Here is a 25,895-nt window from a genome sequence, read left to right on the forward strand (position 1 = left end):
TTTCGATTTTGCACTCACAACTCAGTCTTCTTGAATCGGTTGCCCGACCATCGCATCGACTCGTTCACGCAATTCCTTGCCTGGCTTGAAATGCGGCACCCGTTTTTCAGGGACCATCACCTTTTCGCCGGACTTGGGATTGCGCCCGATCCGCGGCGGCCTGCGATTCAACGCAAAACTGCCAAAACCACGAATCTCGATACGTTGGCCGGTTGCCAAGGCATCCGCCATCGCATCAAGTATGGTTTTGACCGCGTAATCCGCATCTTTAGCGACCAGTTGCGGATAACGCTCGGCCAAGCGGGCAATCAGCTCCGACTTTGTCATTAGCTTTACTCGCTTAGTTGTTGCTTAGTTCTTGTTGTCGAGCTTTGCCTTCAACAGTGCGCCCAGGCTGGTCGTACCGGAAGCAGCATTAGAGTCCGAAGCCGAAGACAGCTTTTGCATTGCTTCCTGGGTTTCAACATTGTCTTTCGCCTTGATCGACAGCTGGATGCTGCGAGCCTTGCGATCGATGTTGATGACCATGGTTTCGACTGTGTCGCCGACCTTCAGGTGCGTACCGGCATCTTCCACGCGATCGCGGGAGATTTCGGAAGCGCGCAGGTAGCCTTCGACTTCATCCGACAACTGGATCACTGCGCCCTTAGGCTCAACCGACTTGACGGTACCGGTAACCAGTGCGCCCTTGTCGTTCATTGCAGCGAAGTTGTTGAATGGATCGCCTTCCAGTTGCTTGACGCCCAGGGAAACGCGCTCACGCTCAACGTCGATTGCCAGAACGATGGCTTCCAGCTCGTCACCCTTCTTGAAGCGACGAACGGCTTCTTCGCCGGTTTCAGTCCAGGACAGATCCGACAGATGCACCAGACCGTCGATGTTACCGGCCAGGCCGATGAACACGCCGAAGTCGGTGATCGATTTGATCGCGCCCTTAACTTTGTCGCCCTTCTTGTGGGTAACAGCGAAGTCGTCCCAAGGATTAGCCTTGCATTGCTTCATGCCCAGGCTGATACGGCGGCGGTCTTCGTCGATTTCCAGAACCATGACTTCAACTTCGTCGCCCAGTTGGACAACCTTGTTTGGCGCCACGTTCTTGTTGGTCCAATCCATTTCGGAAACGTGGACCAGGCCTTCGATACCTTGTTCGACTTCAACGAATGCGCCGTAGTCGGTGAGGTTGGTGACTTTACCGAACAGACGGGTGCTTTGTGGGTAACGACGCGACAGACCAGTCCAAGGATCATCGCCCAGTTGCTTGACGCCCAGGGAAACGCGATTCTTTTCTTGATCGTACTTCAGAACCTTGGCAGTGATCTCTTGACCAACTGTCAGCACTTCCGAAGGATGACGCACACGACGCCATGCCAGATCGGTGATGTGCAACAGGCCGTCGATGCCGCCCAGATCCACGAACGCGCCGTAGTCGGTGATGTTCTTGACCACGCCGGTCACGATGGTGCCTTCTTTCAGGGTTTCCATCAGCTTTTGGCGCTCTTCGCCCATCGAAGCTTCGATAACCGCACGACGCGACAACACGACGTTGTTACGCTTGCGATCGAGCTTGATGACCTTGAATTCCATGGTCTTGCCTTCGAACGGCGTAGTGTCCTTGACCGGACGGGTGTCGACCAGCGAACCCGGCAGGAAGGCACGGATGCCGTTGGTCAGAACGGTCAGGCCGCCCTTGACCTTGCCATTGACAGTACCGGTAACAATCTCGCCGGACTCCATCGCTTTTTCCAGCGAGAGCCACGATGCCAGACGCTTGGCCTTGTCGCGCGACAGGATGGTGTCGCCGAAACCGTTTTCCAGCGATTCGATAGCGACGGAGATGAAATCGCCGACAGCTACTTCGAGTTCGCCGTTGTCATTTTTAAATTCTTCGATTGGAATGAAGGCTTCGGACTTGAGGCCAGCGTTGACGATAACGAAGTTATGGTCAAGGCGCACGACTTCAGCAGAAATCACTTCACCAGAACGCATGTCTTGACGTGACAGCGATTCTTCAAACAGCGCGGCGAATTCATCGGCGCCGGCAGATGCAGGGGACAGAACAGTGATGGACATAGTTTTGACTAGTTGACAGTATTGCCGCGCAACGCAATTACTCAGGCAGAGGCGGTCAATATTGGGTTAGGTTTTTCAACGTTCAACCGGACTTTGCGTCAGATCGAACACCAAGGTGCTGCAAAAAAACAACGCGCTTAACCTCACATGAGGCCAAACGCCTGGAACAATTTCCTACTCAGACCTGCTTGGTAGCAGCGTACCAACCGAGCACTTGTTCGACCGCTTGATCAGCAGTCATTGCAGAAGTATCCAGCAAATACGCCCCTTCCGCAGCCTTCAACGGTGCCGAGCTACGATTGGTATCGCGCGCATCACGTTCCGTCAAATCCTTTAAGAGGTCTTCCATAATAGCAGAAAAACCCTTGTCAATCAATTGCTTATAGCGTCGTTGCGCCCTTGCCTCGACACTTGCCGTCAAAAACACCTTCAAGCCGGCATGCGGGAAAATCACGGTCCCCATGTCGCGGCCGTCGGCAACCAGCCCGGGATGCTGGCGAAAACTCAGTTGCAGGCCGTACAAGGCTTGCCGAACTGTTGGTATTGCAGCAATTTTCGAGGCCAGATTGCCGACTGCTTCGGCGCGGATATCGTTCGAGACATCCTCGTTTGCCAGGAAAATATGCGCACCGCTGAAATGGCAGTGCAAGTGCTCGGCCGCCTTGGCTAGCGCATGCTCGTCATCCAGCGCGATGTTGCGACGCAAGACGGACAATGCCGTCAGCCGGTACAGGGCGCCGGAATCGAGATAATGGAAACCGAGGTGCTGCGCAACCCTCTGCGCAACTGTGCCCTTGCCGGATGCCGTTGGACCGTCGATGGTGATGACAGGAATGTGGGTATTGGACATGGGAATATTCGGTTGTAATTAAAAAATGAAAACAATATTTCTTTAATGAAATATATTTTATGACTCAGACAAAGGCGCAAAAATCGCCTGCAAGTCGTCCTGCGTCAATCCGATATTCTGGGTTTCGCCCACCGGCGACAACATCGCTTGCGCCAGATCGGCTTTCTTCTGTTGCAGCAACTGTATGCTTTCTTCTACGGTGCCCTTGGCGATCAACTTGTAGACAAACACCGGCTTGTCCTGGCCAATACGCCAGGCGCGGTCGGTAGCCTGGCTTTCCGCCGCCGGATTCCACCACGGATCGTAATGGATCACGATATCCGCCGCGGTCAGGTTGAGGCCGACGCCGCCGGCCTTCAGGCTGATCAGGAATACCGGCACTTCACCATCCTGGAACATCCGCACCGGTTCGACGCGATCCTGGGTAGCGCCGGTCAGCAACGCGTAACCGATATCACGTTGATCGAGTTCGGCGGCAATCAGCCCCAGCATACTGGTAAATTGCGAGAACACTAGGATGCGGCGCCCCTCCTGCCGCAACTCTTCCAGCATTTCCAGCAATTCCACCAGCTTGGCCGACGGCGCATCGAGCGGCGCCGCCATGCCGTCTTCCAGCAGATCGGTCTTGATCAGGCGCGGATCGCAGCATGCCTGCCGCAACTTCAACAACGCTTCCAGAATCACGATATGGCTGCGCGCCACGCCTTTTTTCGCCACCTCTTCACGCACCTTCTTGTCCATCACCAGGCGCACGTTTTCATAGAGGTCGCGCTGTGCACCAGTCAAGGTCACGCTGCGCACCATCTCGGTCTTCGGCGGCAATTCCTTGGCCACCTTGTCCTTGGTCCGACGCAGCAGGAAAGGTTTGATGCGCCGCCCCAGCAACGCGCGCCGATTGGCGTCGCCCTGCTTTTCGATCGGGTGGCGGAAATCGCGGTTGAAACTTTTCTCATCGCCCAGCAAACCCGGCAACAGGAAATGGAATTGCGCCCACAGTTCGCCCAAGTGATTTTCCACCGGCGTGCCGGTCAGGCACAGCCGATGCCGGGTATTCAGCAAGCCCACGCTTTGCGCCACTTTGGAGCGCGGATTCTTGATGTAGTGCGCCTCATCCAGTATCAGCAAATGGAACGCATGCTCGCGCCAGCGCTCTTCATCGCGCGGCAGCAACGCATACGTGGTCAAGACCAGGTCGTACTCGCCGATTTGTTCAAACTGCTCAAGCCGCTGCTTGCCCTGCAACACCAATACCCGCAGATCTGGCGCGAAGCGCGCCGCTTCCTGCTGCCAGTTATCCATCAGGCTGGTCGGCGCAATGACCAGCGCCGGTGCGGTCAAGCGACCGCCCTGTTTTTCAAGCAATATGTGCGCCAGCGTTTGCACCGTTTTGCCCAGCCCCATGTCGTCGGCAAGGATGCCGGCCAGGTCGTATTCGCGCAGGAATTGCATCCACGCTACCCCTTCCAGCTGGTAGTCGCGCAATGTGGCCTGCAAGCCAGGTGGTGCTGTAATCTTGCGGATGCCGCCGAAGGTGCTCAGCTTCTGTCCCATGCTGCGCAAACGATCGCCGCCGACCCAGCGTAACTTGGCGCCGGCATCGAGCTCCGCCAGGCGCGCGGCATCGAGCGTCGACAAGCGCACCGGACCATCCGCTTTCTCGGCGAAGTACAGCTCGCCCAGCGTGTTCAGGATTGGCTTGATGCGGCCCCATGGCATGGCGACGTGGACGCCATCGGCCAGGCGCACCAACAATTCGTCGGCATCGTCGCGCTGCGCCAGCGTGCGCGGATCGAAATCCTGCGGCGCCTGGCGGATCAGATCGACCAGCAGCGGCAGCAATGGCACGCGCTGGTGGTTAACCACGATACCGAGTTCGAGATCGAACGACATGCCGGCAGCCTGCTCGCCAGCCTCATCAATCTCGGCATACCAGTCTTCCACTTCGGCGACGTCAAAACGGTATTCGGCGCGCTTGTCGATCTGCCAGCCTTGCTCGACCAAGCGCGGCAATCCGTCTTTTGCAAAACGTAGCCAAGCGGCCTGATCCGGCAGCATGAACATGCCGGGCATCATCGCCAGCGGATGCTGGGTGCCTTGCAGCGGCAGCATGCCGAGCGCGGTCAGGGATTGCCTGAAGCCTTCTTCGGCAGCCTGATCGCGCACAATCTGCTCGATGCCGGCCTGCGTGTTGCGACTGAGTGCGGGTGCAAACAGGGCCGAGACCAGTTCGCCGTCATAACGGAAATGCAGCTCCGCAAAATCCTGCATCGCAGGATTGCTAACGCTCGGCAAATTGCCCAGGACCAGCAACGGCTGCGGAGCAATATTCTTGCGGATGATTTGCGGAATTTGCGGCGGAAACGGAATCACGTCGTTCAAACCCTGCGCCAGCAATTGCTGCGCTACGGCGACACGATCATCGGGATCGAGCAACGGTGCCTGGATGACCAGGTCGTTGAGCGCCTTGCTGGAAATCCTGGCGTCGCGATGCGACAGCTGCAGTTCTCCGCATGACAGGTTATCGATGTACCAAGGTGGCTCGGTCGGCAACAGGTAGTCAATATTCTTGCGGGTACGGTTTGCCATCGATTGACTGTCCGGCTCTGCCTCAAACTGCCATCCGAGCTGCAGCATGTCGCTGTCGGCATCCCGGCCATCATCGCGATCCTGGACCGCCTCATGCCAGGCCAGGCTGGCGCGGCGCGTAGCTGCCAGTTGCAGCGGATAGGCGGTACCCTTAGCCAAATCCGCCAATGAATTCGCCCACAGCAAACGCTGTTGCTGCAGCAGCGACTGCAATAGCAGCGCGCCGAGTTTTCCGCTCAATTCACAAGCCGCATGCTGCGCGTGATTACCGTCATTCTGGGCCACGAACAAGCCGATCAGATCGCGATCTTCGGCGCGCAGGAACACCGACGGATCGGCTAGCAGGCGCGGCACATCGGTTATCGGCTGGGCGGCAGAAAACTGGCCGTTAGGACGTTGCTGCGCCTTGCACAAATGCAGGACTGCCTTCTTGCCGTTATAGGCGGAAGACAGCACAAACACCACATGATGGGTAGCTGCCTTTTGGCGCAAGCCAGGCTGCTGCGGCGCCGCACCGTTGCCGGCGATTTCACCCTCGACACGCGACAACCATGCTTCCATCGGCCGTGCAAGTGTCGGCGCCGCAAGGGGCTTGGACAAAGCTGCCGGAGGCGGCGTTTGGGGTGGCGGAATTTGCGGCTTGCCGGCGGCGCCGGGGCGTTGCAGGTATTCGATCAACGCCGCCGCCACATGCTTGCAGTTGTTCCCGACCGCGCAGGAACACACGCTCTCGATATCGGGCGCATCGTGAAACATCGACAGCGTTATTTCCTGTCGATAGATATGACTGTCGCTACCCTGGACGGTGGCGTTAAGCACGTCGCCATCCTGCTCGACTGCCAGCACGCGCCGCTGCTGCACATATTCCTGACCACGCTCAAAGGTTGCCTGGTGCAACACCTCGCGCACATCGGCAAGTGTCAAATTCATGCGCGATCCGCCGGCTTACAGCAAGGTCTGCTCGGCGATTTGCGCGAACACGTTGAAATAATCGGGGAAGGTCTTGGCCACGCATTTCGGATCGTTGATACGCACCGTAGTGCCACGGCGCGCCGCGCCATCGAGCGAAGCCAGCGAGAAGCACATGGCCATCCGATGGTCGTCATAGGTATCGATGGTCGCTGGCTGCAGTTGCGCCGGCGGCGTCACGCGCAGGTAATCGCTGCCCTCTTCGATGATCGCGCCCAGTTTGCGCAGTTCCGTCGCCATCGCACTCAGGCGATCGGTTTCCTTGACGCGCCAGCTGGCGATATTGCGCAAGGTACTCGGGCCGTCTGCGTACAGCGCGGCCACGGCAATCGTCATCGCCGCATCGGGAATGTGATTGAAATCGGCATCGATCGCCTTCAGGACGCCGTTCGAGGACGACTCGATCCAGTTGTCGCCCATCGCGATCTTGACGCCCATCTGCTGCAGCGCTTCGACAAAACGCACGTCGCCCTGAATGCTGTCCTTGCCGACGCCCTCAACCCGCAACGGGCCGCCGGCAATCGCGCCGGCCGCCAGGAAATACGAAGCGGAAGAAGCGTCGCCTTCGACGTGGATGCTGTGCGGACTTTGATACTGCTGCCCTGCCGCCACGGTAAACGACTGCCAACCGTCACGCTCCACCGTCACGCCAAAACGCTGCATCAGGTTCAACGTGATTTCAATGTAAGGCTTGGAGATCAACTCGCCGATCACTTCGATCGTTACTGCCTCATTCTTGGCCATCAACGGCGCCGCCATCAGCAAAGCCGTCAGGAACTGGCTCGACACGTTGCCGCGCACCTGCATGCGTTGCGCGTGCAACTGGCCGCGCTGGATATGCAAAGGTGGATAACCGGCCACGCCAGTGTAGGCAATCCGGGTGCCGACTGCATTCAAGGCATCAACCAGATCGCCAATCGGCCGCTCGTGCATGCGTGCCACGCCGTGCAGCGTGTAGTCGCCGCCCATTGCCGCCAACGCTGCGGTCAACGGCCGGATGGCAGTGCCGGCATTGCCCATGAACAGATCGGCCTGATGCACCGGGAAACTGCCGTTGCTGCCATGCACGGTATAGGTCTGCGATCCCTCTTTCTGCTCCCAAACGACACCTAACTGCTTGAGCGCCATCAGCATCACCAGCGTATCGTCCGACGCCAGCAAATCGTGAATCTGGGTAGTGCCGCCGGCAAGTGCCGCCAGCAGCAGGGTACGATTGGAAATGCTCTTGGAACCCGGCAGCCGGACCGTACCGCGCACATGCGCGACCGGATGCAGATCCAGGTAATGCGGGTACTGCTGTGTTCGTTGGGTACTCATCAATCGCCACCTTCCTTGTTCTGTTGTTCGGCCGCCTCGATGGCGCTGATCCAGCTGTGTCTTGCCTGCTGGGCGTTGCCGTAAATTGCCTCGATGGCAGGACCGTCGCCCGCTGCCAGCAAACCGCGCAGCCGGGTTAGTTGCACCAGGTAAGCGTCCAGCTCGTTGAGCAAGGCACCCTGGTTGGCCAATGAAATATCGCGCCACATTTCCGGCGACGAGCCGGCGATGCGGGTAAAGTCGCGGAAGCCGCTGGCCGCATATTGAAACAGGTCCGCCGCGTGCGGCTTGTTTGCAATATCGTCCACCAGCGCATAGGCCAGCACATGCGGCAAATGACTGACGGCGGCAAAAATGGCGTCGTGCTGCTGCGCCGAAAGCCGATGGATCAAGGCTCCGCATTGCTGCCACGCGGCCGCCACCTTGGCGACATCCTGTTCAGCATTTTCCGGCAACGGCGCCAACACCACCTTCTTGCCGACATACAGCTCGGCAAGCGCTGCATCGGGGCCATTCTGTTCGCGTCCGGCGATCGGATGACCAGGTACGAATTGGGCAATCTTGCTGCCCAGCGCGGCCCTTGCCGCCAGCACGACGTCGGACTTGGTGCTGCCGGCGTCGGTAACGATTGTCCCGGCCTGCAGATGTGGTGCGATGCTGGCCAGGATGGCTGCCGTCTGCGCCACCGGCGCGGCGATCAGGACCAGGTCCGCGCCGCTTACCGCATCCGCAACTGAAGTGGCGGCGGCATCGATGATGCCGAGTTCGCGCGCACGCTCCAGGGTGGCGGGATGGCGACCGACGCCGACGATCCGCTCCACTGCGCCGGCCTTCTTCAAGGCCAGTGCAAAAGAACCGCCGATCAACCCGACACCGAATATTGCGATTTTCTTGAACACGACTGTTGCTTTAATAGAGATTAAAAATTCAAACCGGGTTGATGCCGCAGCAAATGATCAGGCCAGCAATTTCTTCAACGCGTCGATGAATGCCGCGTTTTCATTCGGCAAGCCGATCGTGACACGCAACCATTGCGGCAAGCCGTAGTTGCCGACCGGACGCACGATGATGCCTTGCTTCAGCAAGGCCAGGTTGACGCGCGCTCCCGCATCGCCATCTTCACCAACCTTGACCAGCACGAAGTTGCCGAACGACGGCACATATTGCAGGCCCAGTTCGTCAAAGACCTGCGTCAGCTGGTGATAACCATCGCGATTCAGCTGCGCGCTACGTTGCAGGAAGGCGCTGTCGTTCAATGCGGCAACCGCGGCGGCTTGCGCCAGCGAGTTGACGTTGAACGGCTGGCGGATCCGGTTCAGCAAATCGGTGATGACCGGTTGCGCAATCCCGAAGCCGATACGCAAACCCGCCAGGCCATAGGCTTTCGACATGGTGCGCGACACCAGCAGGTTCGGATACTTACGCACCCAGGCAATCGACTCATACTGCAGTTCCGGCGGCAGGTATTCGTTGTAGGCTTCGTCCAGCACCACCACGGTTTGCGCCGGCACGCGCGCCAGGAACGCTTCAATGTCGGCGGCAGGAATGAAAGTGCCGGTCGGATTGTTCGGATTGGCGATGAAGATCAGTTTGGTGTCCGGGGTAATGGCCTTGGCCATCGCATCCAGGTCATGGCCGAAATCCTTGGCCTTGACCACGATCGCGCGGGCGCCGACGGCTTGTGTCGCCAATGCGTACACCAGAAAGGAAAATTCCGCATACATGGCAGCCTCGCCCGCTTGCACGAAAGCGTGCGTCGCCAGTTCAAGAATGTCGTTGCTGCCGTTGCCCAATGTGATCCAGTCGGCCGGCACATCGTACTTGGCGGTGATCGCTGCTTTCAGATCGAAGCCGTTGGCATCTGGATAGCGGCCGATATCGGCGACTGCCTGCTGCATCGCCAGACGCGCCGATTCCGGCATGCCGAGCGGATTTTCATTGGACGCCAGTTTGATGATCTTGGCTTCGTCGAGACCGAACTCGCGCGCGACTTCAGCAATCGGCTTACCGCCCTGATACGGGGCGATGGCGCGCACATACTCTGGACCTAATTGAATTGACATTGTCTGCTTTCGAAACGAAATATTGAAAGATTGAAGTAATGAAGAATAGGATCAAGCCGGATCAAAAACTGCGCGGGTACGATCCCAGCAGCTTGTAGAACGCCGCGTTCTGTTTCAACTCGGCCAGCGCCTTGATCACCTTGTCGTCATCCGCGTGACCTTCGACGTCGACATAAAAATAATATTCCCACGCGCCCATGCGCGCCGGCCGCGACTCGAAACGCGTCATCGACACGCCATGCTTGGCAAGCGGCGCCAGCAGGTTGTAAACCGCGCCCGCCTTGTTCGCCACCGACAGCACCAATGAAGTCTGGTCCTTGCCGCTGGCCGCAGTCTGCAGGCGTCCGATCACGGCAAAACGAGTACGGTTGTGCGGATCGTCCTGAATGTGGGCGCTGACAATCTGCAGGCCATATTTTTGCGCGGCGATCTCACCGGCAATTCCAGCCACCGTCGGATCTTCACTCGCCATGCGCGCCGCTTCGGCATTGGAAGCCACCGCCTGCCGTTCCAGCAACGGATAATGCTGGTTGAGCCAGGCATTGCATTGCGCCAGCGCTTGCGAATGCGCGCAAATGCGGGTCACCGCATCCATCGTGCCATCCTTGCTCATCAGGCTGTGATGCACCGGGATCGATACTTCGCCGCTGATACTCAGCGTAGTTTGCAGCAGCAGATCGAGAGTACGATTGATCACGCCTTCGGACGAATTCTCGATCGGCACCACGCCGAAATCGGCAGTACCGGCTTCGGCCGCACGGAATACTTCATCGATCGACACGCAAGCCAGGCTTTCCACCGCATGGCCGAACTGCTGATACACCGCCTGTTCACTGAAGGTGCCGGCCGGGCCCAGGTAGGCGACGGTAACGCGCTTTTCCAGCGCACGGCAAGCCGACATCACTTCACGGAAAATGGTCTGCACATCGCTGCCCTGCAACGGGCCGGGATTGCGCTCGGCAACCTTGAGCAATACCTGCGCTTCGCGCTCAGGACGGAACACCGGCGCGTTGGTCTCGGCCTTGACGTGACCGACCTCTTGCGCAATTTGCGCACGGCGGTTGAGTAAGGCCAGGATTTCCGCATCGATAGCGTCAATCTGTTGACGCAAGGGCAGGAGTTTATCTTCGCTCATGATGACTGTATTTCTCTATCTGGTGTTCTGCTGCTGGGTAAAACCGGCAATCGCCGACAACGATAATGACTTGCTAATGCCTTAGTAATGCCTTAGCCGCGATGCTTTTCAAACTCTTTCAGGTATTCAACCAACGCCTGTACGCCTTCAATTGGCATTGCGTTGTAGATCGATGCGCGCATGCCGCCTACCGACTTGTGCCCCTTCAGTTGCAACAGGCCGCGTTCCTTGGCGCCGGCCAGGAACGCTTCGTTCAACGCTTCATCGGCCAGGAAGAACGGCACGTTCATGCGCGAACGGCAATCGCTGGCGATCTTGGTCTTGTAGAAATCGGTGGAATCCAGATGCTCGTACAACAACGCCGCCTTGGCGATATTGCGCTGCTCCATCGCGGCGACGCCGCCCTGTTTCTTGAGCCACTGGAACACCAGCCCGGCGATGTAGATCGCATAGGTCGGCGGCGTGTTGTACATCGAATCGTTATCAGCCACGATTTTCCAGTTGAACGCCGACGGGCAGGCCGGCAACGCATGGCCCAGCAAATCTTCGCGCACCACCAGCAGCGTCAGGCCGGCAGGGCCGATATTCTTTTGCGCACCGCCGTAGATCACGCCGTATTTGGAGACATCGACCACGCGCGACAGGATGTGCGACGACATGTCGGCCACCAGCGGCGCATTGTTGGTCTCGGCTGCGATATCGGGCGTGAATTGGTACTCGACGCCATCGATCGTTTCATTGGTGCAGATATGCACGTAAGCCGGATCTTTCGACAACTGCCAGCTGTCGCGCGCCGGAATGCGGGCAAAGTGCTGCTCTTCCGACGAAGCGGCGACATTGACGTTGCCGTAACGCTTGGCTTCCTTCAGCGACTTGGTCGACCAGGAACCGGTATTGATGTAATCGGCGGTTGCCGGCTGACTTTTACGGCCCATCAGGTTCAACGGCACGATCGCATTTTCGGCAATCGCACCGCCTTGCATGAACAGCAGCTTGTAATTTGCAGGCACCGCAAACAGCTCGATGAAATCCTGCTGCGCCGCCGCCAGGATCGACATGAATTCCTTGCCGCGATGACTCATTTCCATCACCGACATGCCACTGCCATGCCAGTCCAGCATTTCGGCCGCAGCCTGCTGCAGCACTTCTTTCGGTAATACGGCGGGGCCAGCGGAAAAATTGTAGATAGGCATGATGAATGTCGTCAGATAAAAGCCAGGATTACAGAAACTGCGAACTGCGGGTACAGACCAACGGATAGCGTACTTATTGCCGATTTTGCTGCTGATTTACTGCCAAGCGCTGCGCGCCTGCTTGATGCATACCGGCCAGCAAATTTAAAACGTGAACACTACCGCGCGGTCCGTGCCATGGCTCGGATCGCGCGGCTTGATACTTTACTCGGCTGCCGGATCGGCTGCGTCAGCAGCGCCACCTGTTTCGCCGTTGCCGGCATCGGCTTCAGCGTCCACTTCGGCGTCAGATTCGACCACGCGCTGCAAACCGCTCAGCTTGGTGCCGTCTTCCACCGCGATCAACGTGACGCCCTGTGTAGCGCGCCCCATTTCGCGGATTTCCGCGACGCGGGTACGTATCAGGACACCACCGGTGGTGATCAGGATGATTTCGTCACTAGGCTCAACCAATGTCGCGGCGACTACCTTGCCGTTACGTTCGCTGGTCTGGATTGCAATCATGCCCTTGGTGCCGCGGCCATGGCGGGTGTACTCGGTGATCGGAGTACGTTTGCCGAAGCCGTTTTCGGTTGCAGTCAATACCGATTGCTGCTCATTTTCGGCGACCAGCAAGGCGATGACCTGCTGCCCTTCTTCCAGGTTCATGCCGCGCACGCCACGTGCAGTGCGGCCCATCGGGCGCACATCGTTTTCGTCGAAGCGTACTGCCTTGCCGGAATCCGAGAACAGCATCACATCGTGCTGGCCATCGGTCAGCGCCGCGCCGATCAGGAAATCGCCTTCGTCCAGATCGACCGCGATGATGCCGGCCTTGCGTGGATTGCTGAAGTCGGACAACGGCGTCTTCTTGACGGTGCCGAGGCTGGTCGACATGAACACGTAGCGGTCTTCAGGGAAGCTGCGGTTATCGCCCGACAACGGCAAGACGACAGTAATCTTCTCGCCATCCTGCAGCGGGAACATGTTGACGATCGGCTTGCCGCGCGAGTTGCGCGAACCTTGCGGCACTTCCCAGATCTTCAGCCAGTACAGGCGGCCGCGATTGCTGAAGCACAAAATGTAATCATGGGTATTGCCGACGAACAGCTGGTCGATCCAGTCGTCATCCTTGGTCGCCATCGCCTGCTTGCCGCGGCCACCGCGTTTTTGCGCGCGGTATTCCGAGACCGGCTGCGCTTTCATGTAGCCGGTGTGCGACAAGGTCACGACCATGTCCTGCGGCGTGATCAAGTCTTCGGTACCGAGATCGGTAGGATTGTGCTCGATCTGCGAACGACGTGCATCCTTGTTGCCGATGCCGTATTCGTTCTTGGCGGCGGTCATTTCATCAGTGATGATGACGGTGACGCGCTCCGGCTTGGCCAGGATATCCAGCAAGTCGGCGATCTGTTCCATCACGTCTTTGTACTCATTGACGATCTTGTCCTGCTCCAGCCCGGTCAAACGCTGCAAGCGCATCTGCAGAATTTCCTGCGCCTGATCGTCCGACAGCTTATACAAGCCATCAGACTGGATACCGTAATGTTTCGGCAGGTTTTCCGGACGGAAGGACTCGATGCCGCCGAGGTTTTCCTCGCCGGTGCGAGCCAGCATCTCACGCACCATGGACGAATCCCAGGCGCGCGCCATCAGTTCGGATTTCGCTACCGGCGGCGTTGGCGCCGCCTTGATCAGCGCGATGAAATCATCGATATTCGCCAGCGCTACCGCCAGGCCTTCCAGCACGTGGCCGCGTTCGCGTGCCTTGCGCAGTTCGAACACGGTACGGCGTGTGACGACTTCGCGACGATGCGACAGGAAGCATTCCAGCATCTGCTTCAGGTTCAGCAGCTTCGGCTGACCATCCACCAGCGCCACCATGTTCATGCCGAAGGTATCTTGCAGCTGCGTTTGCTTGTACAGGTTGTTCAGCACTACCTCGGCCACTTCGCCGCGCTTGAGCTCAATCACCACGCGCATGCCGGATTTGTCCGACTCGTCGCGCAGGTCCGAAATGCCTTCCAGCTTCTTGTCGCGCACCAGCTCGGCGATACGTTCCAGCAGCGCCTTCTTGTTTACCTGGTACGGCAGCTCGTCGATGATGATCGCGGTGCGGCCTTCACGTCCGAACTCTTCGAAGTGGGTCTTGGCGCGCATCACCACACGGCCACGGCCGGTGCGGTAACCGTCGCGCACGCCGGAGACGCCGTAGATGATGCCGGCGGTCGGGAAATCCGGCGCCGGGATGATCTCGATCAACTCGTCGATCGCGCATTCGGGATTGCGCAGCACGTGCAAAGCACCGTCGATCACTTCGGTCAGGTTATGCGGCGGGATGTTGGTCGCCATACCGACCGCGATACCGGACGAACCGTTGATCAGCAGGTTTGGAATACGCGTCGGCAACACCGACGGCTCCTTTTCCTTGCCGTCATAGTTAGGCACGAAGTCGACGGTTTCCTTGTCCAGGTCGGCCAGCAGTTCGCCGGCGATCTTGTCCAGGCGGCACTCGGTATAACGCATCGCCGCGGCGCCGTCGCCGTCGATCGAGCCGAAATTACCCTGGCCGTCGACCAGCATGTAGCGCAGCGAGAAGGGTTGCGCCATCCGCACCAGCGTGTCGTAGATCGACGCGTCGCCGTGCGGGTGGTATTTACCCATCGTCTCACCGACCACGCGCGCGCATTTGACGAACGGGCGGTTCCAGACGTTGTTCATTTCATGCATGGCGAACAAGACCCGGCGATGCACCGGCTTGAGGCCGTCGCGCACATCCGGCAGCGCACGGCCGACGATCACGCTCATCGCGTAATCGAGATAGCTCTTGCGCATTTCTTCTTCGAGGGAAATCGGGATTGTTTCTTTAGCGAATTGATCCATTAGCGAGTCGGCGAGTCTTTACTTGGGTTGATCGATCACAGATATATATGGCTGCTTGCAGGACAAGGTTCGACACCGCGGAAACGCGGCGAACGCCTCTTCCACAATCAGCCAGACCGTCATTCAGCGCTGAAATATCGGCATATCGCCGACTACAGCCCCGAATGGCAGTAATTAGACGCATGATTTTAGCACGCGGGGGAGGCGCTTCTGGCTTTTCAGGCAAGCAAGGGCTCCATACTTCCGCCAGGAATCGCTGTATGGCAAAAAAATATGTTTAAATGCCGCCTTGCCCGGCAATTCGGCAGCGCTTGCATGCGCCCGCCGGCCACTTCTCTCAGGAAATAATTATGCGTCATATCATTGCGCTGAGCCTGCTGCTAGGTTCGGCTCTCGGCTTCGCGGCCAGTTCAAGCTTCGCCCAAACCACGGATGTTCATGCAACAACAGAAAAAAACGCCTACCTGCAGGATGGCCGCGGACCAATCGTGCGCAGCCAGGATGGCTTGTGCTGGCGCTCCGGCTATTGGGAACAAAATGACGCGGTGACCGGTTGCGACGGCACGCTGACTCCGCCGGTCATGAAGGCAATCGCACCGGCCCTTGCAGAAAATCCATTAGTTGCCAATACGGAAAAAGTACCTGCGGCAAACGTTGCGCAATGCAACGTCACGTTGTTGAGCGACCAGACCTTCAGTTTTGGCAGGGCAACCCTGACCAAGGTTGCCAAACAGCGCATCGACCAGGAAATAATTGGCAAATTAACAAATCTCTGCGGCAACGGCGTCATCATAGTCACCGGCTATACGGATCGGATTGGCTCGGAGAAATATAACCAAAAGTTATCAAAACAACGTGCCGCCAGTGTTGCATCGTATTTGAAGAGCAAAGGTATCCACAATCGAATCGACGTTATCGGCGCCGGCGAAGCGGAACCGGTTTCCAGCTGCAGTAAAAAACTCAGCCATAAACAACTCATCGATTGCCTAAGCCCGGATCGCAGAGTCGTAATAAAAATGCAACCAAATTAAAATAATTTCGATAATTCCCTTATGGCGATGTAATATATTGCCCGTGGGGATGTTTTCATAATGTTATGTTGTATGAAAACAACGAAGCGGGCAAAACGTGTGCTGGATCATTTGGCATCCTTCGCTAGTCATAGCGGCCTGTGGCAGAATGGTGGTCAAGTTCATTGCGTGTGGTCAATCCCTCACGTAACGGCCTGAACCACGTGGTACTATCCAATTTTTGATGTCGTATATTAGTTGCGCAGTTAATCTGCGGATATCTCAACCGAGAGGAGAAACATGAATAAATTAGCAAAACTCGTCTTCGCTGCGTCCGCAGTCGTCGCACTCTCTGCCTCCGCGCAGGAAATCAAAGATATCCAGGCTCCTACTCCATACAGCGCCTATGTTCAAAGCTCCAATGGCGTGATCGCACGTGACCCGTACGGTCTGTGCTGGCACACCGGCTACTGGACACCAGCTGACTCGGTTCCAGGTTGCGACGGCGAAATCGCCCAAGCTGCACCAGCTCCAGTTGCACCAGCACCAGCTCCAGTTGTTCCAGCACCAGCTCCAGTATCGCAAAAGGTCACTTTCGCTGCTGACGCATTCTTTGACTTCGACAAAGCTGTCCTGAAGCCAGAAGGCAAAGCTAAGCTGGACGACCTGACATCGAAACTGGGCGCAATCAACCTGGAAGTCATCATCGCTGTTGGTCACACTGACTCGATCGGTTCCGTTGCTTACAACCAAAAACTGTCGGTTCGTCGCGCTGAAGCTGTTAAGGCATACCTGGTACACAAGGGTGTCGAAGCTAACCGTGTTTACACCGAAGGTAAAGGCAAGTCGCAACCAGTCGCTGACAACAAGACAGCAGCTGGCCGCGCTAAAAACCGTCGCGTTGAAATCGAAGTTGTTGGTACACGTACTAACTAATCGATTAAAACTCGATCAGAACCCCGCCTCGGCGGGGTTTTTTTTCGCCTGACAAGATTGAACAGGCGCAACGGAAGCACGGCCCCTCATCGGATATAGCTATCGCCGCGGGCGGCAATATCGTAAAGCAGTCGCTGTCATTACAGGCTTTGATAACTTTTTAATAGGGTTTAAAACCGCAAAACCTTACTTTCCAGCTATGATTCAGCCTATGAACGCAGACCCATCAGAACTCAAGAAATTCAGCGACCTGGCTCACCACTGGTGGGACCCTGAATCCGAATTTCGTCCATTGCATGAAATCAATCCGCTGCGCCTGGAGTGGATCAATTCGCGCGCCGCGCTCGCCGGCAAGAATGTTGTCGACATCGGCTGCGGCGGCGGCATCCTGGCCGAATCGATGGCCAGGAAAGGCGCCAAAGTCACCGGCATCGACTTGTCCGACAAGGCATTGAAAGTTGCCGACCTGCACAGCCTGGAATCCGGGATCGAAGTCCGCTATGAAAAAATTGCGGCAGAAGACCTGGCAGAACGCGAAGCAGGGCAATTCGATGTCGTCACCTGCATGGAAATGCTGGAGCACGTGCCCGATCCGTCATCCATCGTGCGCGCTTGCGCAACACTGGTCAAACCCGGCGGACAGGTATTTTTCTCCACGCTGAATCGCAATCCGAAAGCCTATCTGCAGGCGGTCATCGGCGCCGAATACTTGTTGCGCATGCTGCCCAAAGGGACGCATGACTACGCCAAGTTCATCACACCGGCCGAACTGGCGCAGTTTGCCCGCAACGCTGGACTGACAGTCGATACCTTGCGCGGCATGAGCTACAACCCGCTCACCCGCATCTATTCGCTTAACCAGGATACCGGCGTCAACTATTTGATGGCCTGCACCAAACCTGTCTAGCATCGCCGCCGCTGCGCTCCATCGAGCCAGTTGCAGCAATGCGCGAGTGCGGCGGGTTTTATTTATCTGATTCGAAAGCGGCTACGCCTCAGGCCTGTCGCTTTCCGCACTGAGGAACCACCATGCCATTGCCAATGCCACGCGCAATCCTGTTCGACCTCGACGGTACGCTTGCCGACACCGCTCCGGATCTGGCTGCAGCCATGAATCGCGTACGCAACGATCGAGGACTCGACGACACGCCTTACGAACAGCTGCGCCCACACACATCAGCCGGCGCCCGCGGCATGATCGGCGCCGCCTTCGGCCTCAAGCCGGGCGATCCTGGCTTCGACGAGTTACGTGACGGCTTCCTCGATCATTACGCCGCCGCACTGGCCGTCAACAGTACGCTGTTCGACGGCATTCCGGCACTGCTCAAGGATCTCCGGCAACGCAATCTCGGCTGGGGCGTGGTCACCAACAAGGCGGCCCGCTTCACCGATCCGCTGGTGCTGCAAATCGGTCTCGGCGATGCCGACTGCGTGATCTCGGGCGATACTACCGCCCACTCCAAACCCCACCCGGAACCGCTGCTGGAAGCGGCGCGCCGCCTCAATGTTGCGCCACACGAATGCTGGTACGTCGGCGATGACCTGCGCGACATCCAGGCCGGACAAGCGGCGGGCATGGCAACCGTTGCGGCGGCCTGGGGTTATTGCGGCGAATCGGCACCCGATTCCTGGGCCGCCGATGCACTGATCGATACACCTCTTCAACTGCTGGCATTGCTGCCGGCGCAGCAACCGTAAATATTACGAACCGGTCGCAGCCTGGCGACGACAAGAGTGCAACGCATGACGTCTACAGGCTGCCACACGAGGTCGAAACATCGGGTTAACACTCCAGGTTGCACCTCGCTGCAACGTTTTCTCGGATTCTGATAAATTAGCTGGCAATGCTGTCTGGCGGTATATTGTGGACATCCTTGCCCATAAGGAAAAAAAATGGCAAATCTCCCTCGTCCCTCCTGGCTCCCGCGCGCCATGCGCTGGGCAGGCATCACGGTCGCTGCGCTGCTGGTGCTGGCAATCATCAGCTGGTTCGCCGTTCCCCCTCTCGTCAAGCACGTGGCCGAACAACAAGCCGAAGCGCAGATTGGCCGCAAGGTCAGCATCGGCAAGATCGGCTTCAATCCGTTCACGATTACGCTGACGGCGTCCGATGTCACGCTGTACGAACCCGACAAGACCACACCGGCATTTTCTGCCAAGACGCTGCTGGTCAATGCGTCGTCGGCTTCGCTGTTCCGCCTGGCGCCGGTATTGAATGAAGTCCAGCTGGTCAACCCGAACCTGCATATCGTGCGCACCAGCGCCGAAGGCATCGGCCGCTACAATTTTTCCGACATCATCGACCGCGTCCTGGCGATGCCGAAGAGCGACAAACCGGCCATGTTTTCGATCTCCAATATCCAGCTCGAAAACGGCACGATCAAGTTCGACGACAAGGTCACCAACAAGCTGGTCGATATCGAAGCGCTGAACATCGGCCTGCCTTACGTATCGAATTTCCCGAGCAAGGTCGACACCTTCGTCCAGCCGCATCTGTCAGCCAAGATCAATGGCACGCCGTTCGACCTGAAGGGCCGCAGCAAGCCGTTTGCCGGCAGCCAGGAAACCGCGCTCGCGATCGATATCGACCAGCTCGATGTCGCCAGTTTCGTGGCGTTTTCGCCAGTGGCTTTGCCCCTGAAAATCGAAAGCACAAAGCTCTCCACCAAACTCGACCTGAGTTTTGTCCGCAACAAGGACAAACCCGAAATCGTGCTGTCGGGTGCGATCAACCTGGCCGACGTTGCGCTGGCCGACAAGAATGCCGCGCCGCTGCTGAAAGCGCAGGCGATCAACACGCAGATACATAAACTCAATGTCCTCGACGGCAGCGCCGCACTGGATCAGATCGACATCCAGCAACCGGAAGTCTGGGTCAACCTGAATGCTGACGGCAGCCTCAACTGGGCCGCCCTGAGCACGCCGGCAGCCAAACAGGATATCGCCAAGGACGCGCCGAAAAAGCCGGCCAACACGAGCACCGCCCCTGCAATGACGCTCGCCAAGCTAAGCATCCATAACGGCACGGTCAACTGGCTCGACGCCGCCAATGCAACGCCGGCGCTGAACCTGCAAGTCAAGAACGTCGCGCTGGATGCCAGCCAACTGTCGATGGCTGCCAATGCCAAGCCGGCAACCATCAAACTCTCAACCGGCAGCGACGGCGACCAGCACATCCAGTTCATCGGCCAGGTTACTCCAGCCAAAGGCGCAGTCGCCGGCAAAGCTAGCATCGATGCCCTGTCGCTTGCGCAGTACCAACCTTATATCAACCGCTCGCTGGCGGCCGTGCTGTCCGGCCAGCTATCGCTCGACACCCTGCTCTCCATCAGCGACGGCCGGATCCAGTTGCATCAGCTCGGGATTGACGTCAACGACCTCAAGGTTGCAGCCAAATCGAATGCCGGCGGCAGCATCGGCATCAAGAAAATCAGCCTGGAAAACGGCAGCGTCGATACCGAAGCCCATACCTTCAACGCCAATGCGTTGCGCGTGGCCGGCATCCAGGGCGATGTCCGGCGCGATGCCAAGGGTAAGCTCAACCTCCAGCAATTCGTCGCCAACGGCGCTGCGCCAAAGGCGGCGGTGGCGGCTGCACCGGCCAAGAAAGCCGGACCGGATTGGGTCGCCAACATCAATCAGTTCGCGATCACCGACAGCGCCGTCGCCTATCTCGACGACTCAGTAAAACCGACGGTCAAACTGCGTGCCGACAATTTGAACCTGACCGCGGACAACGTCTCCAGCAAACTCGACAAACCGATCAAGATCAGCCTGCGCAGCCAGATCAACAAAAGCGGGAAATTGTCGGTCGACGGCAACATCGCTGCGCAAATGAAGTCGCTCGACCTCGCCATCGATGCGCAGAACCTGTCAGTGCCGGCGCTGCAGCCCTACTTCACCGACTACCTGAACGTGACGCTGACCTCCGGCCTGGCCAGCACCAAGGGCAAACTGACGCTAGTGCCGCCTAGCGCCCGCCAGGAGCTGGCCACCAGTTATAACGGCACGCTGCGCCTGGCGAATTTCCGTGTGCTGGACAAGGAAAATTCCGCCGACTTCCTCAAATGGAAACTGCTCGATGTCAGCGGCATCAACGCCAGCATCGGCGGCCCGCGGCAACATGTGACCTTGGCAAAAATCGCGCTGGACGATTTCTACGCGCGCATCATCCTGTCCGACAAGGCCAAACTCAACCTGCAGGATATTGTCGTCTCAAAGAACGCCCCGCCCGGCGCGCCGACACCGTCCCTGACTTCCGCCGAGGCAGGCGAAGGCATGGGCCAGGGCACGCCAAAAGTCACCAAGCCAACTAGCGAAGGGACAGTCACGGTAGCCCCCATCGTTGTGGCGCCACCCAAAGAAAACGCACCGGTAATCCGGATCGGCCTGGTGGTGATCAAGGGCGGCAACATCAACTACACCGACAACTTCGTCAAGCCGAACTACACCGCCAACATGACCGGCATGAACGGCACGGTCGGCGCGATCGCATCCGACAAGCCGGCGCCGGCGCCGATCGACCTCAACGGCAAGATCGACAACGACGCGCCAGTGGCCATTTCCGGTTCGCTCAACCCACTGTTCAAGCCGATGTTCCTCGACATCAAGGCCAGCGCCAACGGCGTCGAGCTGCCGCGCCTGACGCCGTATGCCGCCAAGTACGCCGGCTATGCGATCGAGAAAGGCAAGCTGTCGATGGACGTCAGCTATCACATCGAGAACGACAAGCTGGTCGCAGAAAACAATGTGCGCATCGACCAGCTCACCTTCGGCGACAAGATCGACAGCCCAACCGCCACCAAGCTGCCGGTGCTGCTGGCCGTGGCGCTGCTGAAAGACCGCAACGGCCAGATCAACATCAACCTGCCGATTTCCGGCACCTTGTCGGACCCGCAATTCTCGATCGGCGGCATCATTGTGCGCATCTTCATCAACCTGATCGTCAAGGCCGTCACCTCGCCTTTCGCACTGATCAGTTCCGCCTTCGGCGGCTCTGGCGGCGATGAACTCGGCTACGCCGAATTCGCGCCAGGCTCGGCAACACTCACGGCCGCCACACAAAGCAAGCTCGATACGATCGCCAAGGCATTGAAAGATCGTCCGGCATTGAAGCTGGACCTGATCGGCCGTGTTGACCCGGTCACCGATACCGATGGCGTGCGCCAGCAAATCCTGAACCGCAAGCTGGCAGCGCTGAAACTCAAGGACTCGGTGAATCAAAGCGACGATGCACAACCGGACGAAGTCGCCTTGACCGAGGCCGACAAGGAAAAGTACATGGGTAAAGTGTACGGTTCCGAGAAATTCGACAAACCCCGCAACGCCATCGGCTTTGCCAAATCCCTGCCGACGCCGGAAATGGAAAAGTTGATCGTCGCCAATACCCAGGTGACCCAAGACGCATTGAGCGCGTTGGCGACCCGCCGCGCCGAAGCTGTCCGCTCCTACCTCGAAACCAAGGGCCAGATCCCGCTGGAACGGATTTTCCTGATCGCGCCGAAGCTGACTGCCGATGGCATCAAGGACAAGGGCCAGCCGAATCGCGTCGATTTCGCCTTGAAATAGGCAAAAGCCGCCGGTCTTTCAATACCGGCAACGTCCTGACAGGCAGGCCCCAAGTGCGTTACAATAGCAATCTGCTTGGGGGCGACCTGGTTTCGACGTGGGTTACAAAGCAGCGCAGGGCATACCGAGGACCGACTACCTCGTAAATACAATCGGAATAGATCTAACTGCAAACGATAACTCGTACGCACTAGCCGCTTAATAACCGGTTAGCTCTACACCATCTCGTCCCTGGGGTGGGCTGGTAAAACAGCAGTAGAGTCATTTACAGGGAATCGCTTTTAGTCGGGTTACCTGGCTAACAGTTAAATTTAGGTGACTCGCCTGAACGAAGCGTGTGCGTCCGCGTCGGCTGGGTTAAATCAAATGACAGCACTAAGTATGTAGAACTGTCTGTAGAGGACTTGCGGACGCGGGTTCGATTCCCGCCGCCTCCACCACCAATACAAAAAGGTCACCCGAAGGGTGGCCTTTTTTATTGGTATTGATGCCTCAGAGCATCGAATCCGCGTCCGGTACGGACGCGGGGCGAAGACAGGGTTTCGGCAAGCATGCTTGCCGCTGTCTGAGCGGTTTTCGCCTACCAGCGAAAACCCGGGAGATTCCCGCACCGCCATCGCCATCGCCATCGCCACATTGATCGACGGCCTTTAGCCACATACAAGAAACTATTGATTTATTCAATATTTCAACTATCATTGAAATATGAAAACAAACTCAGCCGTAGCTGCCCTTACAGCACTCGCCCAAGACTCACGCCTGGCGATCTTTCGTGCCCTGGTGCAAGCCGGGCCTGCCGGCCTGCCTGCGGGCAAGATCAGCGAAGCCGTGGGGATATCACCGTCGTCGCTATCGTTCCACATGAAGGAACTGACGCACGCCGACATGGTGACGTTTCGCAATGAGGGGCGATTCGTCATTTACTCGGCGAATTTTGCCACCATGAACGGCCTGCTCGCCTTTCTGACCGAGAATTGCTGCGGCGGTAATCCCTGCACGCCGGTCTGCAATCCTGCTTGCTCCACCTCGGAAGATTCGGCGTCATGAAGCGTGCGCACGCGACTATCCCTGCAGACAACCCGGCGGTAGATGCCGACAGACATGCAGCAAGCGGCTCCATGAATCTGTTTGAGCGTTATCTGACCGTTTGGGTGGCGCTTTGCATCGTTGTCGGCATTTTGCTCGGACAGCTCTTTCCAGTCGGGGTGCAGGCAATCGGTTCGCTGGAAGTTGCCAAGGTCAATCTGCCGGTCGGCGGACTGATCTGGGTGATGATTATTCCCATGCTGCTCAAGATCGATTTCTCTGCCTGGAACCAGGTCAAGGGACATGTCCGCGGCATCGGCGTTACCTTGTTCATCAACTGGGCGGTCAAACCATTTTCGATGGCACTGCTTGCCTGGGTGTTTATCCGTCATTGGTTTGCGCCTTATCTGCCGGCTGATCAGCTCGATTCCTATGTCGCCGGACTGATCCTGCTGGCCGCCGCGCCGTGCACGGCAATGGTGTTTGTGTGGAGCCGGCTTACGGGCGGTGATCCTTACTTCACGCTGTCGCAAGTTGCGATGAACGATCTGATCATGGTGTTTGCATTTGCGCCACTGGTCGCTCTCTTGCTTGGCGTGTCCAGCATTACCGTGCCGTGGGCGACGCTGCTGACATCAGTGATGTTGTATATCGTGGCGCCGGTGATCATTGCTCAACTCTGGCGCAGATCCCTGCTGCGCCGTGGCCAGGCCAATTTTGACAAGCTGATGGCGCGCATCCAGCCCTGGTCGATTGCGGCGCTGTTGCTGACCCTGGTGCTGCTGTTTGCATTCCAGGGCAATGCAATCATCGAACAGCCGCTGGTCATCGCATTACTGGCGATCCCCATCCTGATACAAGTCTTTTTCAATTCCGCGCTGGCTTACTGGCTCAACAAGGTTGTCGGGGAAAAGCATTCGATCGCTTGCCCCTCAGCGTTGATCGGCGCCTCCAACTTCTTCGAACTGGCGGTGGCCGCAGCAATCAGCCTGTTTGGATTCAAATCCGGCGCGGCGCTGGCTACCGTCGTCGGGGTACTGATCGAAGTGCCGGTCATGCTGCTGATTGTCGGTATCGTGAACCGCACGCAAGGCTGGTACGAAGGACGTTGATACATGACCGGCGGGCTGGCTGCCCGCTTTAATGAAAGTCGAACCATGAACATTACGATTTATCACAACCCCGAATGCGGTACATCGCGCAATACGTTGGCGCTGATACGCAATACCGGCGTCGAGCCCGAAGTGATTGAATACCTGAAGCAACCGCCGTCATTGGCAACACTCACAAAACTGATCGCGGACAGTGGCCTGACGGTGCGAGAAGCCATTCGGCAAAAGGGAACACCCTACGCAGAACTTGGGCTGGATGCGCCGGACCTGACGGATAGGCAATTGCTGGAGGCCATGCTGGCCCATCCGATCCTGATCAACCGGCCTTTTGTTGTCACACCAGAAGGCACGCGCCTGTGTCGTCCATCCGAGCTGCTGCTGGATATCCTGTCATTGCCGCAAAAAGCTGCGTTTGCCAAAGAAGATGGCGAAGTGGTGATCAACGCGGAGGGATGGCGTGTCAAATAATTTGCCCGATCTGCCGAATATCGATGCCGACCTTTTCCGCGCACCGTCCGCCGCGGATTTCTCCGACGTCGCGCGCTCAACCCACGCGCCCCGCTTCCTGCTGCTATACGGCTCCCTGCGTGAAAAATCCTATAGCCGTCTGTTGACGATGGAAGCGGCGCGCCTGCTGACAGAAATGGGCGGCGAGGTCAGAATTTTTGATCCGCACGGCTTGCCCTTGCCCGATAGCGAACCTGAGAACCATCCCAAGGTCCTGGAGTTGAGAGAACTGGCGCAATGGGCCGAGGGCATGGTCTGGACCTCGCCCGAGCGGCACGGCGCCATGACCGGCATCATGAAGGCGCAGATCGACTGGATTCCATTATCTATCGGCGCGGTGCGGCCGACGCAAGGCAAAACACTGGCGGTAATGGAGGTATCCGGTGGTTCGCAATCCTTCAACGCAGTCAATCAGATGCGTATTCTCGGCCGCTGGATGCGCATGATCACCATTCCCAACCAGTCCTCGGTTGCCAAGGCATTTCTGGAATTTGATGATGCGGGCCGCATGAGACCGTCTTCCTACTATGAGCGCGTAGTTGACGTGATAGAGGAGCTGTTCAAATTCACCCTGCTTACGCGTGACGTTTCATCTTTCCTTGTAGATCGCTACAGCGAACGCAAAGAAAGCGCGGAAGCGTTAAGCAAGCGCGTCAATCAAAGGGCCATTTGAGTTTTCGTTTTTGCTCAA

At 57.8% G+C, this 25,895-nt stretch carries 19 protein-coding genes and 1 other RNA gene; 10 read left to right on the top strand and 10 right to left on the bottom strand.

All coding sequences use genetic code 11. The features are described 5' to 3' along the window. Nucleotides 1-21: 21 nt before the first annotated feature. The 10 genes from ACIPF8_RS23775 to gyrA all read right to left on the bottom strand — a co-directional run bounded on the left by ACIPF8_RS23775 (nt 22) and on the right by gyrA (nt 15,045). Nucleotides 22-327, bottom strand: a complete 306-nt coding sequence (locus ACIPF8_RS23775) for an integration host factor subunit beta (protein WP_400426122.1) — start codon at nt 325-327, stop codon at nt 22-24. A gap of 24 nt (nt 328-351) precedes the next feature. Beyond that, nucleotides 352-2,070, bottom strand: coding sequence for a 30S ribosomal protein S1 (gene rpsA / locus ACIPF8_RS23780; RefSeq protein WP_400426124.1), 1,719 nt, complete (start codon nt 2,068-2,070; stop codon nt 352-354). A 178-nt stretch (nt 2,071-2,248) separates the two neighbouring features. After that, nucleotides 2,249-2,920 carry a (d)CMP kinase gene (gene cmk, locus ACIPF8_RS23785; RefSeq protein WP_400426126.1) on the bottom strand — a complete coding sequence of 224 codons (672 nt, stop codon included), beginning with the start codon at nt 2,918-2,920 and terminating at the stop codon, nt 2,249-2,251. A gap of 57 nt (nt 2,921-2,977) precedes the next feature. Then, complete coding sequence (locus tag ACIPF8_RS23790; protein WP_400426128.1) at nt 2,978-6,436, bottom strand: SNF2-related protein; 3,459 nt, start codon at nt 6,434-6,436, stop codon at nt 2,978-2,980. A 15-nt stretch (nt 6,437-6,451) separates the two neighbouring features. Then, nucleotides 6,452-7,792: a 3-phosphoshikimate 1-carboxyvinyltransferase gene (aroA, locus tag ACIPF8_RS23795; RefSeq protein WP_400426130.1), complete on the bottom strand. Its 1,341-nt coding sequence runs from the start codon at nt 7,790-7,792 to the stop codon at nt 6,452-6,454. Beyond that, the gene (locus ACIPF8_RS23800) at nt 7,792-8,691 is read right to left on the bottom strand and encodes a prephenate dehydrogenase (protein WP_400426132.1); all 900 of its coding nucleotides are present in this window, start codon (nt 8,689-8,691) and stop codon (nt 7,792-7,794) included. Before ACIPF8_RS23800 ends, aroA begins: the two co-directional genes overlap by 1 nt. A 57-nt stretch (nt 8,692-8,748) precedes the next feature. Next, complete coding sequence (gene hisC, locus ACIPF8_RS23805; protein WP_400426134.1) at nt 8,749-9,855, bottom strand: histidinol-phosphate transaminase; 1,107 nt, start codon at nt 9,853-9,855, stop codon at nt 8,749-8,751. Nucleotides 9,856-9,916: 61 nt separating this feature from the next. Next, nucleotides 9,917-10,990 (bottom strand): prephenate dehydratase, encoded by a 1,074-nt coding sequence (gene pheA, locus ACIPF8_RS23810; RefSeq protein ID WP_400426136.1) that lies wholly within the window; start codon nt 10,988-10,990, stop codon nt 9,917-9,919. Between the two features lie 92 nt (nt 10,991-11,082). Then, nucleotides 11,083-12,183, bottom strand: a complete 1,101-nt coding sequence (serC, locus tag ACIPF8_RS23815) for a 3-phosphoserine/phosphohydroxythreonine transaminase (RefSeq protein WP_400426138.1) — start codon at nt 12,181-12,183, stop codon at nt 11,083-11,085. 204 nt (nt 12,184-12,387) lie between these two features. Further along, nucleotides 12,388-15,045 (bottom strand): DNA gyrase subunit A, encoded by a 2,658-nt coding sequence (gene gyrA, locus ACIPF8_RS23820; protein WP_400426140.1) that lies wholly within the window; start codon nt 15,043-15,045, stop codon nt 12,388-12,390. Between the two features lie 350 nt (nt 15,046-15,395). On the opposite strand from gyrA, the gene ACIPF8_RS23825 reads away from it, so the two are divergent. From ACIPF8_RS23825 to arsH, 10 genes are all read left to right on the top strand, one after another. After that, nucleotides 15,396-16,076, top strand: coding sequence for an OmpA family protein (locus ACIPF8_RS23825; RefSeq protein WP_400426142.1), 681 nt, complete (start codon nt 15,396-15,398; stop codon nt 16,074-16,076). Nucleotides 16,077-16,355: 279 nt separating this feature from the next. After that, entirely contained in the window at nt 16,356-16,991 is a 636-nt protein-coding gene (gene ompA, locus ACIPF8_RS23830) for an outer membrane protein OmpA (protein ID WP_400426144.1), read from the top strand. 211 nt (nt 16,992-17,202) lie between these two features. Next, nucleotides 17,203-17,898, top strand: coding sequence for a bifunctional 2-polyprenyl-6-hydroxyphenol methylase/3-demethylubiquinol 3-O-methyltransferase UbiG (ubiG, locus tag ACIPF8_RS23835; protein ID WP_400426146.1), 696 nt, complete (start codon nt 17,203-17,205; stop codon nt 17,896-17,898). Between the two features lie 122 nt (nt 17,899-18,020). Further along, the gene (locus tag ACIPF8_RS23840) at nt 18,021-18,689 is read left to right on the top strand and encodes an HAD family hydrolase (protein ID WP_400426148.1); all 669 of its coding nucleotides are present in this window, start codon (nt 18,021-18,023) and stop codon (nt 18,687-18,689) included. A 195-nt stretch (nt 18,690-18,884) separates the two neighbouring features. After that, the gene (locus tag ACIPF8_RS23845; protein WP_400426150.1) at nt 18,885-22,559 is read left to right on the top strand and encodes a DUF748 domain-containing protein; all 3,675 of its coding nucleotides are present in this window, start codon (nt 18,885-18,887) and stop codon (nt 22,557-22,559) included. 77 nt (nt 22,560-22,636) lie between these two features. Continuing rightward, nucleotides 22,637-22,999: a transfer-messenger RNA gene (ssrA, locus tag ACIPF8_RS23850) on the top strand. 265 nt (nt 23,000-23,264) lie between these two features. Further along, the gene (locus ACIPF8_RS23855) at nt 23,265-23,606 is read left to right on the top strand and encodes an ArsR/SmtB family transcription factor (RefSeq protein WP_400426152.1); all 342 of its coding nucleotides are present in this window, start codon (nt 23,265-23,267) and stop codon (nt 23,604-23,606) included. Between the two features lie 71 nt (nt 23,607-23,677). Further along, nucleotides 23,678-24,697, top strand: coding sequence for an ACR3 family arsenite efflux transporter (gene arsB / locus ACIPF8_RS23860; protein WP_400426183.1), 1,020 nt, complete (start codon nt 23,678-23,680; stop codon nt 24,695-24,697). A 45-nt stretch (nt 24,698-24,742) separates the two neighbouring features. Then, nucleotides 24,743-25,165: an arsenate reductase (glutaredoxin) gene (arsC, locus tag ACIPF8_RS23865; RefSeq protein WP_400426154.1), complete on the top strand. Its 423-nt coding sequence runs from the start codon at nt 24,743-24,745 to the stop codon at nt 25,163-25,165. 10 nt (nt 25,166-25,175) lie between these two features. Next, nucleotides 25,176-25,877: an arsenical resistance protein ArsH gene (arsH, locus tag ACIPF8_RS23870; protein ID WP_400426185.1), complete on the top strand. Its 702-nt coding sequence runs from the start codon at nt 25,176-25,178 to the stop codon at nt 25,875-25,877. The last annotated feature ends 18 nt before the right edge of the window (nt 25,878-25,895 follow it).

The sequence above is a fragment of the Collimonas sp. NPDC087041 genome (assembly GCF_044745265.1).
In the GTDB taxonomy this organism is placed as follows: Bacteria; Pseudomonadota; Gammaproteobacteria; order Burkholderiales; family Burkholderiaceae_D; genus Collimonas.